General features: G+C 34.1%; 16 protein-coding genes. 11 read left to right on the plus strand and 5 right to left on the minus strand.

The features are described from left to right. Nucleotides 1-15: 15 nt before the first annotated feature. Nucleotides 16-1,881, minus strand: coding sequence for an ABC-F family ATP-binding cassette domain-containing protein (locus tag BLR17_RS15730; protein ID WP_066324622.1), 1,866 nt, complete (start codon nt 1,879-1,881; stop codon nt 16-18). A 49-nt stretch (nt 1,882-1,930) separates the two neighbouring features. Beyond that, nucleotides 1,931-2,899, minus strand: coding sequence for a T9SS C-terminal target domain-containing protein (locus BLR17_RS15735; RefSeq protein WP_245683154.1), 969 nt, complete (start codon nt 2,897-2,899; stop codon nt 1,931-1,933). A gap of 412 nt (nt 2,900-3,311) precedes the next feature. Here BLR17_RS15735 and BLR17_RS15740 point away from each other — a divergent pair, with 412 nt between their 5' ends. From BLR17_RS15740 to ftsY, 9 genes are all read left to right on the plus strand, one after another. After that, nucleotides 3,312-4,607, plus strand: coding sequence for a dihydrolipoamide acetyltransferase family protein (locus BLR17_RS15740; RefSeq protein WP_066324624.1), 1,296 nt, complete (start codon nt 3,312-3,314; stop codon nt 4,605-4,607). A gap of 115 nt (nt 4,608-4,722) precedes the next feature. Next, nucleotides 4,723-5,493, plus strand: a complete 771-nt coding sequence (locus BLR17_RS15745; RefSeq protein WP_066324625.1) for a 3'-5' exonuclease — start codon at nt 4,723-4,725, stop codon at nt 5,491-5,493. A gap of 90 nt (nt 5,494-5,583) precedes the next feature. Continuing rightward, nucleotides 5,584-6,195 (plus strand): fumarylacetoacetate hydrolase family protein, encoded by a 612-nt coding sequence (locus BLR17_RS15750; protein ID WP_066324627.1) that lies wholly within the window; start codon nt 5,584-5,586, stop codon nt 6,193-6,195. Beyond that, on the plus strand, nt 6,195-6,539 hold the full coding sequence (locus BLR17_RS15755) for an Hpt domain-containing protein (protein ID WP_066324629.1): 345 nt from the start codon (nt 6,195-6,197) through the stop codon (nt 6,537-6,539). Before BLR17_RS15750 ends, BLR17_RS15755 begins: the two co-directional genes overlap by 1 nt. A gap of 104 nt (nt 6,540-6,643) precedes the next feature. Further along, on the plus strand, nt 6,644-7,897 hold the full coding sequence (locus tag BLR17_RS15760; protein WP_066324631.1) for a competence/damage-inducible protein A: 1,254 nt from the start codon (nt 6,644-6,646) through the stop codon (nt 7,895-7,897). Between the two features lie 74 nt (nt 7,898-7,971). Beyond that, complete coding sequence (rpmB, locus tag BLR17_RS15765; RefSeq protein WP_026714105.1) at nt 7,972-8,208, plus strand: 50S ribosomal protein L28; 237 nt, start codon at nt 7,972-7,974, stop codon at nt 8,206-8,208. Nucleotides 8,209-8,239: 31 nt separating this feature from the next. After that, nucleotides 8,240-8,422 carry a 50S ribosomal protein L33 gene (rpmG, locus tag BLR17_RS15770; RefSeq protein ID WP_011963553.1) on the plus strand — a complete coding sequence of 61 codons (183 nt, stop codon included), beginning with the start codon at nt 8,240-8,242 and terminating at the stop codon, nt 8,420-8,422. Nucleotides 8,423-8,498: 76 nt separating this feature from the next. After that, a complete protein-coding gene (locus BLR17_RS15775; RefSeq protein ID WP_074517211.1) occupies nt 8,499-8,651 on the plus strand; it encodes a DUF4295 domain-containing protein in 153 nt (50 codons plus the stop codon). Between the two features lie 127 nt (nt 8,652-8,778). Continuing rightward, complete coding sequence (gene ftsY, locus BLR17_RS15780; protein WP_066324635.1) at nt 8,779-9,732, plus strand: signal recognition particle-docking protein FtsY; 954 nt, start codon at nt 8,779-8,781, stop codon at nt 9,730-9,732. 171 nt (nt 9,733-9,903) lie between these two features. Here the strand turns inward: ftsY and BLR17_RS15785 are convergent, their stop codons facing one another. After that, nucleotides 9,904-10,971 carry a serine hydrolase domain-containing protein gene (locus tag BLR17_RS15785; RefSeq protein ID WP_066324638.1) on the minus strand — a complete coding sequence of 356 codons (1,068 nt, stop codon included), beginning with the start codon at nt 10,969-10,971 and terminating at the stop codon, nt 9,904-9,906. A 230-nt stretch (nt 10,972-11,201) separates the two neighbouring features. On the opposite strand from BLR17_RS15785, the gene BLR17_RS15790 reads away from it, so the two are divergent. Both BLR17_RS15790 and BLR17_RS15795 read left to right on the plus strand, forming a co-directional pair. Beyond that, entirely contained in the window at nt 11,202-11,645 is a 444-nt protein-coding gene (locus BLR17_RS15790) for a hypothetical protein (protein WP_245683155.1), read from the plus strand. Further along, a complete protein-coding gene (locus BLR17_RS15795) occupies nt 11,626-11,922 on the plus strand; it encodes a DciA family protein (protein WP_066324642.1) in 297 nt (98 codons plus the stop codon). The genes BLR17_RS15790 and BLR17_RS15795 overlap by 20 nt, the downstream gene beginning before the upstream one ends. A gap of 134 nt (nt 11,923-12,056) precedes the next feature. Here the strand turns inward: BLR17_RS15795 and BLR17_RS15800 are convergent, their stop codons facing one another. Further along, entirely contained in the window at nt 12,057-12,476 is a 420-nt protein-coding gene (locus tag BLR17_RS15800; RefSeq protein ID WP_066324644.1) for a nucleoside-diphosphate kinase, read from the minus strand. A gap of 97 nt (nt 12,477-12,573) precedes the next feature. Next, nucleotides 12,574-14,163 carry a bacillithiol biosynthesis cysteine-adding enzyme BshC gene (gene bshC, locus BLR17_RS15805; RefSeq protein WP_066324645.1) on the minus strand — a complete coding sequence of 530 codons (1,590 nt, stop codon included), beginning with the start codon at nt 14,161-14,163 and terminating at the stop codon, nt 12,574-12,576. Nucleotides 14,164-14,176: the final 13 nt, after the last annotated feature.

Consider the following 14,176-nt stretch of genomic DNA (forward strand, 5'->3'; position numbering starts at 1 on the left):
AGTGAAATTTATTATTTATCCTTCCATTTTTGCCGAAAGTTCAAACCAGCGTTCTTCTTTGGTTTCTATTTTAGCAATGATGTTTTCCAGTTCTTTTGCTTTTTTCTCGATGTCGGCGTCGGCAACTTTGCCATCAGAAAAAAGTTGTTCAATTTTGGCTTTGTCTGTCTCTAAATCTTTGATTTCGCGTTCGATTTTTTGATATTCTTTTTGCTCGTTAAAAGTTAGGTTTCCGGTTGGATTTTTTTGTTTCCAATCTTTCTTTTCCGTTTTTGTTTCTTCTTTTTGAATTGTAACATCGGCACTGTCTTCGTAAGCCCTGAAATCAGAATAGTTTCCGGGGAAGTTTTCAATCACACCTTGTCCTCTGAATACAAATAAATGATCTACAATTTTATCCATAAAATAGCGGTCGTGCGAAACTACCAGTAAACATCCCGGATAATCAAGAAGGAAACTTTCTAATACATTCAAAGTCACAATATCCAAATCGTTTGTAGGCTCATCCAGAATCAGAAAGTTCGGATTCTGAATCAAAACGGTACATAAATACAAACGTTTTAACTCACCACCACTTAATTTATCTACAAAATCGTATTGTTTTTTTGCATCAAAAAGGAAACGCTCCAATAATTGCGAAGCCGAAATGATTTTTCCTTTCATCAATGGAATGTATTCCCCAAATTCTTTGATAACGTCAATAACACGTTGCCCCGGTTTTGGGTTGATACCGCTTTGGGTATAATAACCCACTTTTATGGTTTCGCCTTTTACAACTCTTCCTGAATCCAGTGGTAAAGTTCCGGTTAATAAGTTCAAAAAAGTCGATTTTCCGGTTCCGTTTTTACCGATGATTCCAATGCGCTCGCCACGTTGGAAATCAAAACTGAAATTATCCAGAATCACACGGTCTTTGAATTTTTTCGAAATTTTGTGAAGCTCAATAATCTTGCTTCCCATGCGTTCCATGTTGATTTCCAGTTCTACTTTATTCTCCTTACGACGACTTTGGGCTTTTTCTTTAATTACATAAAAATCATCCTGACGTGATTTAGATTTGGTTGTTCTCGCTTTAGGCTGACGACGCATCCATTCCAGTTCTTTTACAAATAAGTTTTTAGCTTTGTCAATGCTTGCGTTTTCTGAGGTAATTCGCTCTTCTTTTTTCTCTAAATAATAAGAGTAATTTCCTTTGTATTGGTATAGTTTTCCGTTGTCTAATTCTATGATTTCATTACAAACACGTTCCAGGAAAAAACGGTCGTGCGTAACCATAAATAAGGTTATGTTTTCCTTAGCAAAATAAGCTTCCAGCCATTCAATCATCTCTAAATCCAGGTGATTGGTAGGTTCGTCCAGAATCAATAAATCAGGACGATTAATTAGAATAATTGCCAAAGAAAGACGCTTTTTTTGTCCTCCTGAAAGATTTTTTACTTTCAGTTTAAAGTCTTCCAGCTTTAATTTAAAAAGAATCTGTTTGTATTGGGTTTCGAAATCCCAAGCATTGTGTCGGTCCATAGCGTCAAAAGCTTTTTGATAAGCTTCCTCGTCTTCCGGATTTTCCAATGCTTTTTCGTATTGTTCAATGACTTTTAAAGTCTCATTGTCTGAAGCAAAGATGCTTTCTTCGATGGTTAACTCGTCCTGTAAATTATTATCCTGAGATAAGAATGCCATTCTGATTCCTTTTCGCAAAACAACTTGTCCGGTATCAGGTTCGTCCAAACCATTAATAATACTCATAAGAGTGGTTTTTCCGGAGCCGTTTTTGGCTATAAAGGCAATTTTTTGGTCTTTGTTAATTCCAAAAGAAATGTTGTCAAAAAGTGTTCTCTCTCCAAAGGATTTAGAAATGTTTTCTACAGATAAGTAATTCACAGCTGCAATTTTTTTTGCAAAAGTAAGCTATTCTATTCCGATTTGCGAATTATTTATGGAGATAGGAATCCAGAAACGAACTCAAATCAAAGTAATGAATTTGCTGAGGAACATTTAAAATAGGTTTCTGAATCAGGGATTCGTTCGTTAAATAATAATGAAGACCATCTGTAGTTGTGATTCCTTCTATTTGATGAAAAGAGAATTGGAGATTAATTCTTCGTTTATTTCCTGACAGAAAATCATGGTTTTTAAAATCATACAATAAATATAAAAACGGCTTTCCCAACTTAGTATATCCGCAAAGTGTGATTAGTTTTTTAGATTCTAAGTAAGTTGCGGCTGTAACCAGGCCTTTGGTGTCAATAGTTTGCTTTAATTGAGCAATATGATTTCCGGCTTGTTTTGGTAAGGTGTAAATGTCGGTTTTATTTGATTTCCATTGTTTGCTGAACAAATAAATACTGTCTTTGGAAACAATAAAAGCTTCACAGTCGAAATTGGTGCTATTCGGTTTTTGAACAGTAAAGTCCTTTTGGTCGGAATAAGAAAAAGAGATGGTGTCAATTACAGGCTGATTTGCTAAAAAAGAGTTTTTTTCAATTCTCAGAATATGCAAATCGGTTCGGTTACCCTGATAATTATTCCCAAAATCGCCAATGTAGAGGTAACTGCTGTCTTGTGAAATCTCTTCCCAATCGGTGTTGCTTACTTTTTCGAGTTTGATTTTCTTTTGAATTTTTCCATTGGTATCCAGTCCGTAAATTGTTGTATCCGTATCATCATTATGTGTCCATAATAAATTGTCTAAAGCAATCAGTCCGGAGGTTTCTGTTAAGCTGTCACTCAGTTTTTGGGTAGATTCGGGTTTGATTTTGATATTAGAATAGAGGCAGCTCCCATCATTGATAGTGGCCAGCGGGTTGTAGTTTTTAGATAACGGATCGGTACAACCTGAAATTTGTGATTGAATTTGGTTTATTGAAAGTATCAGGAAAAAGAAGAATATTTTTTTCAATGTAATCAATATTTAGAAATGCGTTTTTTAATAGTATTCAAAAGTAAACGATTTTTATAAGTTTATCTTTTTTCGAATTTAAGAATCAGTCCGTAAATGCTTTCCTGTTTTTAAAAAAAAATGATTATTTTAGAAGTTGAAAAAATAAAAATAGTTCAGGAATAAGTGTTGTTAGGTAATGAAAAAGTTAAATAATTGTAAGATTTAGTGTCGTTAGAGGCTTCGTTTTTTTGTTGAATTGGCAAAAAAGAGAGCTTTTGATATTCGATTTTTATTAATAAGCCGAGTATTGTTTTGAAAATGAGTTGCTTCTTATAATTAATATAGCAAAACTATATTTAATATAATTTATGTTTTAAGAATTTAGTAATTTCGCAAGCGGAAATTAAAAACTATCTTTTAGGTTAACAATATGGCAAGATTCGAATTAAAGCTTCCAAGAATGGGAGAAAGTGTCGCAGAAGCAACCATTACCAATTGGTTGAAACAAGTAGGCGATAAAATTGAAGCCGACGAAGCAGTGCTGGAAGTTGCTACCGATAAAGTGGATAGTGAAGTGCCAAGTGAAGTTTCGGGTGTTTTGATTGAGCAATTGTTCTCAAAAGATGATTTGGTTGAGGTGGGGCAAACTATTGCCATCATTGAAACAGAAGGTGAAGATGCAGAGGTGGAAATTGAAGAGGCAATAGCACCGGAAATTATAGAAGAAGTAACAAAAACGATTGAGATAGCAAAGGAAACAGTAAGTGTTCCTGAAAGTATAAAAAGTAGTGGTTCTGAAAAATTCTTTTCTCCATTAGTAAAAAATATTGCTGCTGCCGAAGGAATTGGCATCGAAGAATTAGAACGAATTCCGGGGACGGGAAGTGAAGGCAGAGTGACTAAGAATGATATTTTAGAATACTTAAAAAACAGAACTAATCAGCCCCAGATTGAAGTTGTACAAGAAGTTGTTGAGGCTGTTCCGGCAAAATCGGCTGCTCCGGTTTCGATAAGCGGTGGAGACGAAATAGTTGAAATGGACAGAATGCGCAAGTTAATTGCGGGTTATATGGTTTCTTCTCAACAGACATCAGCTCATGTTTATTCTTTTATAGAAGTGGATGTTACCAATATGGTAAAATGGCGTGACAAACATAAAAATGAATTTGAGAAAAGAGAAGGTGAAAAGCTGACTTTTACTCCTATTTTTATGGAAGCTGTTGCCAAAGCATTGAAAGATTTTCCGGGTATGAATATTTCAATTGATGGTGATTATATTGTTAAAAAGAAAAATATCAATTTAGGAATGGCAGCTGCTTTGCCAAACGGTAATTTGATTGTTCCGGTAATTAAAAATGCCGATCAGCTGAATTTAGTGGGTATGGCAAAAGCTGTAAATGATTTAGGGAATCGTGCTAAATTAGGAAAGCTAAAACCGGATGAAACTAAAGGGGGAACGTATACGGTAACGAATGTGGGTTCTTTTGGAAGTGTTTTTGGAACACCAATTTTGAATCAGCCGGAAGTAGGGATTTTGGCCTTGGGTGCTATTCGAAAAGTTCCCGCGGTTATTGAAACTCCGGAAGGTGATTTTATAGGCATTCGTCAAAAAATGTTTTTAACTCATGGTTATGATCATCGTATTATTGACGGAGCTTTAGGCGGGATGTTCGTGAAAAGAGTGACGGAGTATTTAGAGAATTTTGATGTTACAAGAACGATTTAGTCTCGAAATTTATATTAGCAAACCCGATAGTTTTTAAAAGCTGTCGGGTTTTCTTTTTTAGACTATTGTAGAAATCAAACTCAAAACTATATATTTGTAGCTATATATTATAAAAATGGAATTAAAACTCAACAGACCTATCTGTTTTTTTGATCTTGAAACAACAGGAATTGATATTGGAAAAGACAGAATTGTAGAAATCTCAATATTTAAAGTTTTTCCAAACGGAAATAAAGAAAGCAAAACCTGGCTGGTGAATCCTACGATTCCAATTCCTCCTCAAACTACCGCTGTTCACGGAATTACCGATGAAAAAGTAGCTAATGAACCTACTTTTAGTGAGCTTGCTAACCAAGTTTACAATATGATAAAAGACAGCGATTTGGCCGGATTTAATTCAGATCGATTTGATATTCCGCTTTTGGCAGAAGAATTGCTTCGTGCTGGAGTGGATTTTGATATGAAAAACAGAGTTTCGGTAGATATTCAGACTATTTTTCATAAAAAAGAGGAGCGTACTTTGAGTGCTGCTTTAAAATTTTATTGTGGACAAAGCTTAGACAATGCGCATTCGGCTGAGGCGGATACAATGGCTACTTATGAAATTTTAAAAGCACAATTAGAGCGTTACCCTGATTTAGAAAACGATATGAAATTCTTGTCGGAGTTTACAACCAGAAAGAAGATAGCTGATTTTGCGGGGATGATTGCTTTTGATAATGATGGAGACGAGGTTTTTACTTTTGGAAAACACAAAGGGATAAAAGTAGATGTGGTTTTAGAAAAAGAACCAGGTTATTTTAGTTGGGTTCAAAATGCCGATTTTCCATTGTATACTAAAAAGGTCTTAACGGGAATAAAATTAAGAAAGTTAAATACGAAATAAGGTTCTAAGGAACTAAGTTTCTAAGTTGCTGAGATTTTCTCAAAGTTTCTTAGTCTCTTAGCAACTTAGCAACTTAGCAACTTAAAAAGAATGAAAATAATTTGTATTGGTCGAAATTATGCTGACCATATAGAAGAATTACAAAATGAACGCCCTGCAGAGCTGGTGATATTTATCAAACCGGATTCTTCGATATTGTTAAAACAACATCCTTTTGTTATTCCTGAATTTTCAGAGGATATTCAACATGAAGTTGAGGTTATTGTTAAGATTAATAAGGTAGGGAAGTATATCGAGCCTAAATTTGCTCATAAATATTATGACGAAATAAGTGTAGGGATTGACTTTACCGCCCGTGATTTGCAAACTAAGTTAAAAGAGAAAGGTTTGCCTTGGGAAAAAGCAAAAGCTTTTGATGGTTCGGCGGTGATTGGTGATTTTTTAAAGAAAGAGCAGTTTAGTTCGTTAGAAAATCTTACTTTTGAATTGAAAAATAATAATCAAACCGTTCAGGAAGGTAATGTAAATATGATGTTGTGGAAAATAGATGAGCTGATTGCTTATGTTTCTCAATATTTTACTTTGAAAATTGGGGATATTATTTTTACAGGAACACCAAAAGGAGTTGCAAAGGTAAATCCGAACGATGTTTTAGAAGGATATTTAGAAGGACAAAAACTATTTAGAATACAAATAAAATAATGGCTTTAAATTATAACTTAGCAAAAGTATATGCAATCTCAGATAACGATCAGGAGTTTGTAAACGAAATTTTAACCTTGTTTGTAAATGATGTGCCGGAAGATTTGGCGCAAATTAAAGAAGGGATTAAGAAAAAAGACCACAAACATGCGTATGCTTATGCGCATAAAATTAAGCCAACATTGGACTTGTTGGGTATGACGGTAGCTTTTGAGGAAATTCTTCAGGTGGAAGCCTGGACTAAAGAAGAAGGAAAGAGAAAAGATATTGAACATACTTTTGATAGCATAAAATCACAGGTAAAAGAAGCAATTAAAGAAATTAAGAAAGACTTTGATTTGTAAATAAGTCTTAATTTTATTCGAATAAAAAACACATAAGAATCAACATTCAATTTTTTGGATGTTGATTTTATTTTATAAAGCAACTCAAATTATCAGATTACTAAATGAAAGCAACCATTGTTACCATTGGAGATGAAATTTTAATAGGTCAGATTATAGATACCAATTCAGGTTTTATTGCAAAGTCCCTTGACAAAATAGGAGTAGAAATTAATGAGATGATCTCTATTAGTGATGATAAACAACATATTCTGGATACTTTTGCAAAATTACAAAACAAAGTAGATTTAGTAATTATCACGGGAGGACTAGGACCAACAAAAGATGATGTAACCAAAAAAACTTTTTGTGATTATTTTGAAGATGAATTGGTTGTAGATCAGGCGGTTTTAAAACATGTTACGCAATTGATAGAAGGTTTTTATAAACGTACTATTACGCAAATTAATAAAGATCAGGCATTGGTTCCATCGCGATGTACCGTGTTGCATAATCAGGTGGGGACAGCTCCGGGGATGTGGATGAAAAAGGAGAATACAGTCTTTGTTTCGTTGCCGGGAGTGCCTTTTGAAATGAAATATTTGGTGGAAAATGAAATAATTCCAAAAGTAGTCAAAGAATACGACCGTCCTTATATTATTCATAAAACAATACTTACTTATGGACAAGGGGAGAGTATGGTGGCGGAACGAATTGAAGACTGGGAAAATAGTCTGCCGGAATTTATTAAGTTGGCTTATTTGCCTGCTCCGGGAAGTGTTCGTTTACGACTTTCGGCGAGAGGAACAAATAAAGAGGTATTGGAAAATGCTTTGGAATCATATGTGGTATCTTTAAATGCTATTATTAATGATATTATTGTCGGTTTTGATGAGGATGAAACGATAGAAGTTTTAGTGGGGAAAATGCTAACAAAACAACAAAAAACCATTGCTACAGCAGAGAGTTGTACAGGAGGGATAATTGCGGCGCGTTTGTCTGCAGTGGCGGGAGCTTCTAATTATTTTAAAGGGAGTGTGGTTTCTTATGCTACTGAAGCTAAGATAAATGTATTGGGGGTTTCTGAAAAATCAATAGAAGAATTTTCGGTGGTTAGTGCTCAGGTTGCTAAAGAAATGGCTTCAAATGTTCAGAAGCTGATGAATACTGATTATGCTATTGCTACAACCGGAAATGCAGGACCAACAAAAGGAGTTGAAAATGCTGAATTAGGAAGTGTTTTTATAGCTTTAGCGACTCCAAATGAGGTAATTGTGGAAGAGTTTAATTTTGGTCAACCACGTGAAAAAGTGATAGATAGAGCCTTGGTTAAGAGTTTAGAAATACTTAAGAAAGAAATTTTTAAAAATGTCTTATAATTTTTTTGTTTGAACCGTTTATTTTTCTTTTCTTTGCACCCTGATTTTGAATAACGATATAAAAGATAAATATAATGTCAAGAGTTTGTGACCTTACAGGTAAAAGAGCGATGGTAGGAAATAACGTTTCTCACGCTATGAACAAAACTAAGAGAAAGTTTTCTGTGAACTTAGTTAAAAAGCGTTTTTATCTTCCAGAAGAAGATAGATGGATTACTCTTAGAGTAGCAGCATCTACGATAAAAACAATTAATAAAAATGGAATTGACGCTGTTTTGAAAAAAGCACAGTCAGAAGGATTTATTAAATAATTCTTTATTCCTATAATAAATATATAGCAAGATGGCAAAGAAAGGTAATAGAATCCAAGTAATTTTAGAATGTACTGAACACAAAGCTTCAGGTGTTGCTGGTACTTCAAGATACATAACAACTAAGAACAAAAAAAATACTCCGGACAGATTGGAAATTAAAAAATTCAACCCTGTATTGAAGAGAGTAACTGTTCACAAAGAAATTAAGTAATAATTAGAGATTTTTGTAAGTCTCCAATGGTTTACCCATTCGGGATTCACGAAAAACTTCAAATAACATTTGAATCATGGCAAAGAAAACCGTAGCATCGTTACAAACAGCTTCTAAGAGATTGTCAAAAGCCATCAAAATGGTAAAATCTCCAAAAACTGGTGCATATACTTTCGTGGAAACGATTGTTGCTCCTGAATTAGTTGATGAATTCTTGAAAAAGAAATAATTCATAAAAGCATATATAGAAAAGCTACTTTCCTCAGGAAGTAGCTTTTTTATTTTCTATATTTACTTTTTGAAAGTGGTATTAGTGTCTGTTTGCTAATCCTCTATTTTTTAATACCGTATATACGATGAGTTTTTTTAAAAGAATATTTTCTTCAGAAAAAAAGGAAACCTTAGACAAAGGTCTCGAAAAAACAAAAACTACTTTCTTTTCGAAGTTAAGTAAGGCAATTGTAGGTAAATCTAAAGTTGATGATGATGTTTTGGATAATCTGGAAGAGATTCTGGTTTCTTCTGATGTAGGTGTAGATACAACTTTAAAAATTATCACTCGTATAGAAAAACGTGTTTCTGAAGATAAATATTTAGGTACTTCGGAGTTGAACCAAATTCTTCAGGAAGAAATTGCTTCGTTGTTATCAGAAACCAATACTGGTGAAGCAACCGAATTTGTAATTCCGGTTACTACTAAACCTTATGTTTTAATGGTTGTAGGGGTTAACGGAGTTGGGAAAACAACTACTATCGGGAAACTGGCTTATCAGTTTAAAAAACAAGGTTACAAAGTGGTTCTTGGTGCTGCAGATACTTTTAGGGCAGCTGCAATTGACCAATTACAAATTTGGGCTGACAGGGTAGACGTTCCGATTGTAAGACAAAATATGGGGTCTGACCCTGCTTCTGTGGCTTTTGATACCCTGCAATCTGCGGTGGCTCAGGATGCTGATATTGTAATTATTGATACTGCCGGACGTTTGCACAACAAAATCAATTTGATGAACGAATTGTCTAAAGTAAAACGTGTCATGCAAAAAGTGGTTGCTGATGCGCCACATGATGTATTGTTAGTTCTTGATGGTTCCACAGGTCAGAATGCTTTTGAACAAGCCAAACAATTTACAGCTGCTACCGAAGTTACTTCATTAGCGGTAACAAAATTAGACGGAACTGCCAAAGGTGGTGTTGTTATTGGTATTTCAGACCAATTCCAAATTCCTGTAAAATACATTGGTGTTGGAGAAGGAATTGAAGATTTACAAGTCTTCAATAAGTTTGAATTTGTAGATAGTTTCTTTAAATAAAAGCATGAAAAATATAACTCCAATTTATTTATATATGATTAGTGTAGCGTGTTTTGCGCTTGCTAATCTTATCAGAGATCAATACCGTACTTTTTATTTTATTTTATTAGTAATAGGAATTATACTTTGTATTTTAGGATTTAAAAATAGAATCCAAAACAAGCCTTAATTTTACTGGTACAAAGCATTTATTTTTTGCCATAAAGTATTATCAAAGTCAGATAAAGCCAGATTGATATTATCAGCTGCGTCTCCCATTCTGATTACTACCATTTTTTTACTTGGAATAACATAGATCTTTTGGTCGTTTTTACCTAATGCCATAAACATATCTTTTGGTCCATTTGGAATGATACTTCCTGAAAATTGGATTTGACTTTGAGGTAGATGGTAACTGCTTTTTCCGTTCAGCCACCATAAATAGCCATAGGAAAGATTAATATTCTGCGAAGTTGTAGTCGCTGAATTGAAGTAGGTTTCATTTAAAATGGCGCTGTTTTCCCATTTTCCTTTGTTGAGCATCAATAAACCAAAACGAGCCATACTTCTGGTAGTGCTATAATAAACAATATTGTTGTCTAAAGTTAACCAAACACCATTCATTCCAATTTTGTCTCTTAATCTTGAATTGAAATAATTACTCCAGCTTTGCCCTGTAGCCTGAGCAATGACATCCTGTAATTTTACATACACATTATGGTAAGCCCAACGTGTTCCTGCATCGGCTTTATAGGTTAGTTTTGAAGGGGAAACATCGTCGCCATTAGCAATATCTTCAATTCCGGAAGTCATGGTCAGTAAATGTTTGCAAGTAATTAGATTTTCTTGAGCTAAGGTTTCAGCTGTCCATGCTGTTCCAATATAGTCGGAAACTTTATTGTTGATATTGATAAAACCTTCCTGTTCTGCAATTCCGGTAAGGGTTGAAGTCAGGGTTTTTCCGGCACTAGCCCAATACCAATTTGTAGTGGCTGAATGTCCGTTAAAATAATTTTCCATAACAATGCGTCCGTTCACTAAAATCATAAACGATTTAGAATGTTTGAGCTCTAAATAATCTAATAAAGGTTGGACTGCTTCCTGTTTCCAGCCTAAATCATTAATGGATTTTGTTTCCCAATTTGTTCCACTTTTAGGTGGGAAATACATGTTTTCCGCAGTTGTTGAGTCTGAATTAGATTCCGAACTGCAATTTACAAACAATAAAAGACTTAGGAGAGATAAGATTATTTTAGACATGATTTGGAGGTTGAAGTTATAATTACTTTAAGACCAAAAATATATAAAATAGTTTAAGTGGGTTTCGTTTTTTAGCTAAGTTAATTTTAAATAATGATAACTTTATTCGGGAAACAAAATGTATTTTTGCTACGAATTCCTAGCCCTGATAGAAGCGGCATCCTGTTGTGCCAGGGTTTGGCACGACAGATATAGCGGATAGCAGGAAAATGCTCCAAATAATACTATTTATGATGAAAAATGCTTTAAAAATTCTTTTTGTTTGTTTGTTTTTAGCTTCCTGTCAACAAAAAATTACTCCCGAAGATATTAATAAATTAAATGGTTATTGGGAAATTGAGAAGGTAAGTTTTAAAGAAGGCGATGACAAGGAATACAAAATGAATGAGAATTTTGATTTCTTTAAAATGAACGGAAATAATGGAATTCGCAGAAAAGTGAGACCGCAATTTAACGGGACTTTTTTGTTTAATGACGATTATGAAAAAGTAAAAGTACGATTTGCGGATGACCATGTTTATCTGGATTATTCAACTCCTTATGCTAAATGGAGTGAGGAATTAGTAAGTATTTCGGATGATGAAATGCTGATTAGAAACGATCAGAATAAAGAGTACCAATATAAAAAAGCAGGACCAATAAATTTACTGGAAGATGGCGAAAAGACTAAATAACGAAAGTACCGTAGGGGATGTTTTGAAGCAAATTATTCAGGCAAATAAATTGCAGTCAGGAATGGATGGAATAAATGTTAAAGAGGCCTGGCAAAATTTAATGGGTAACGGAGTAAACAGTTATACCCGAAATGTGGTTCTAAAAGGCAGTACTTTGTATGTGGAATTAACTTCATCGGTATTAAGAGAAGAGTTGAGCCATGGAAAATCTAAGATTATAAAGATGATTAACGAAGAATTGCGTCGTGATGTAGTAAAGGATGTGGTTCTTAGGTAGTGGTCAGTGTTCAGATTTTTAGTAATCAGTTATTCAAATAAAAATCCCGTCTTGCTCTAAAAAACAAGACGGGATTTCTTTTTTATCTGCGGCTTTCAACTGTGACTGAACACTAAAATCCTGAACACTGAATACTAAAATTGCTCTCTTCCTGAAAAATGAAAAGCACTTTCTATAGCTGCATTTTCATCGCTGTCAGAACCGTGAACTGCATTTTCTCCCATTGAAGTGGCGTATAATTTACGGATAGTTCCTTCGGCAGCATCAGCAGGATTGGTAGCACCTATAAGCGTTCTGAAATCTAAAACAGCATTTTCTTTTTCTAATATGGCTGCAACAATAGGACCGCTGGACATGAATGCTACCAAATCTCTATAGAAAGGTCTTTCCGCGTGAACAGCATAAAAAGCTTTGGCATCAGCTACTGTAAGTTGGGTTAATTTTAGTGATACAATTTTAAATCCTGCGTTAGTAATCATTGCAAGTATGTTTCCAATGTGTCCGTTAGCGACAGCATCGGGTTTAATCATCGTAAAAGTTCTGTTAGTTGTCATTTTAAATTTCTTTTTTTATAAAAGTAACTTTTTTTGCCTCAAAAAGACTGCGATTACGCATTAAATACGTCATAAATCTCGCTTCTTTTGTTACATTTTACAATTCAATGATATCAAATTGCTGATCCAGAGGATTAAGACGTTCGATTAGTTTGTTAATCAAATGTTCACCACTTTCTAGGTAGAATTCAGAAAAATTAGCTTGTCGTTCCTGTAAACTCTGATTAGGAAATAATTCGTTTTGTAAATCAGTGATACGATTTAAAGTGTCTTTTAGTTTTATTTTTTCGGCTTTAAGTAAACGTTTTTCCAGATTTTCAAGACCTTTGATTTGTTTTACTTCCTGGGCCTTTACTGCCCCGGCAAATGAAGGATCTGTTTTTGTGGTAATTTCGTTCAGGATGTTAAATTGTGTTTTCAATTGTTCTTTTAACAAAGTCAAATCAACATCAAATTCCGATAAAATTTTTGTTTTTTCCTTGATTAAATCATTTTGCTTTGAGAATAAGTCATTCCAGCTTAGATTTAATTTGTCGGCTTTTTTAATTTGTTTTTCGGTAGCTAAAAGAACTGAATTACGAACCAAAAGTATTGGGAAACTAACTTTTACCGCGTCGAAAAAAGATTTTAATTCCAGCCAATAAGCAATTTCCCCGCCTCCGCCAATGTAACAAAGATTCGGAAGGATTACTTCCTGATATAGCGGACGCATAATTACATTCGGGCTAAATTTTTCAGGATTGCTGTCGAGTAATGTCAGAATCTCGCTTTCAGAAAATTCAATTTTAGTATTGTTTACTTTTAATTTATCGTTTTCAAAAATAATTCGCTCTCGAAAGTTGTTTTCGATATAAAATAAATTAATTTCACGCGGATTTACCTGAACATCGTATTCCTTCAGTTTTTGTGTTGTTTCCAGTACTTTTTTGTGCGCTGTTTGCTGTACTAATTCTTCTTTGATATAAGGAATGAAGTTTCTTTTCAAATCGGCATCATCGGCATCAATAATGACTAAACCATGTGTTCCAAATAATGTATTAGCCAAATAACGTGTGGCATCGGCAAGATTATTATGTTTTAAATAAGCATCCTGAAACAGTTTTTTTAGCGTTTCGGCATTAGTACTGTGACCTAATTCCTGTTCGAATATTTCGAAAAAATCGGCTAAACCTTCTGTTGAAAGTCGGCCTACAGGGCCTGTACTGTCTTTATTCCAACGGAATTTTCGTCCTTTGAAATTAAAGTAATTAATTTCTTCAAAATCATGGTCTTCAGTCGCCATCCAATAAACGGGTACAAAATTATAAGCCGGATATTTTACTTTTAATTCGGTTGTTAAATTAATGGTTGAGATAATTTTGTATAGAAAATATAAAGGACCGGAAAATAGATTTAATTGGTGCCCCGTGGTTACTGTAAAAGTATTGTTGACTTTTAAAGACTCAATATTTTGCTCGGTTAAATGCGAAATTTCAATTCCGGCATATTGTTTTTGCAAAACAGCAACCAGGCTGTTTCTGTGATTGTTATTGAAATTACTTTGTTTTTCGATTATTTGGGCTTCGAAATTTTCAATAGTTGGAAACCGATTATATAAGGATTGTAGTTTTGGATTTTGGTCTAAATAATCATTCATCAAAGGAGAGAAATATCCTGATTTTTGATAGCTGATACAGTCGTTGGGCATGTTTGAATTTCTT

It is taken from the genome of Flavobacterium glycines (assembly GCF_900100165.1).
Taxonomy (GTDB): Bacteria; Bacteroidota; Bacteroidia; order Flavobacteriales; family Flavobacteriaceae; genus Flavobacterium; species Flavobacterium glycines.

Bases quoted from the DNA above. Each gene is read 5' to 3' on its own strand.
- bshC (WP_066324645.1), bottom strand. From the start codon at position 14,163: ATGCCCAACGACTGTATCAGCTATCAAAAATCAGGATATTTCTCTCCT.
- rpmG (WP_011963553.1), top strand. From the start codon at position 8,240: ATGGCAAAGAAAGGTAATAGAATCCAAGTAATTTTAGAATGTACTGAA.
- BLR17_RS15800 (WP_066324644.1), bottom strand. From the start codon at position 12,476: ATGACAACTAACAGAACTTTTACGATGATTAAACCCGATGCTGTCGCT.
- BLR17_RS15760 (WP_066324631.1), top strand. From the start codon at position 6,644: ATGAAAGCAACCATTGTTACCATTGGAGATGAAATTTTAATAGGTCAG.
- BLR17_RS15785 (WP_066324638.1), bottom strand. From the start codon at position 10,971: ATGTCTAAAATAATCTTATCTCTCCTAAGTCTTTTATTGTTTGTAAAT.
- BLR17_RS15755 (WP_066324629.1), top strand. From the start codon at position 6,195: ATGGCTTTAAATTATAACTTAGCAAAAGTATATGCAATCTCAGATAAC.
- ftsY (WP_066324635.1), top strand. From the start codon at position 8,779: ATGAGTTTTTTTAAAAGAATATTTTCTTCAGAAAAAAAGGAAACCTTA.
- BLR17_RS15750 (WP_066324627.1), top strand. From the start codon at position 5,584: ATGAAAATAATTTGTATTGGTCGAAATTATGCTGACCATATAGAAGAA.
- BLR17_RS15740 (WP_066324624.1), top strand. From the start codon at position 3,312: ATGGCAAGATTCGAATTAAAGCTTCCAAGAATGGGAGAAAGTGTCGCA.
- rpmB (WP_026714105.1), top strand. From the start codon at position 7,972: ATGTCAAGAGTTTGTGACCTTACAGGTAAAAGAGCGATGGTAGGAAAT.
- BLR17_RS15745 (WP_066324625.1), top strand. From the start codon at position 4,723: ATGGAATTAAAACTCAACAGACCTATCTGTTTTTTTGATCTTGAAACA.
- BLR17_RS15775 (WP_074517211.1), top strand. From the start codon at position 8,499: ATGGCAAAGAAAACCGTAGCATCGTTACAAACAGCTTCTAAGAGATTG.
- BLR17_RS15795 (WP_066324642.1), top strand. From the start codon at position 11,626: ATGGCGAAAAGACTAAATAACGAAAGTACCGTAGGGGATGTTTTGAAG.
- BLR17_RS15790 (WP_245683155.1), top strand. From the start codon at position 11,202: ATGATGAAAAATGCTTTAAAAATTCTTTTTGTTTGTTTGTTTTTAGCT.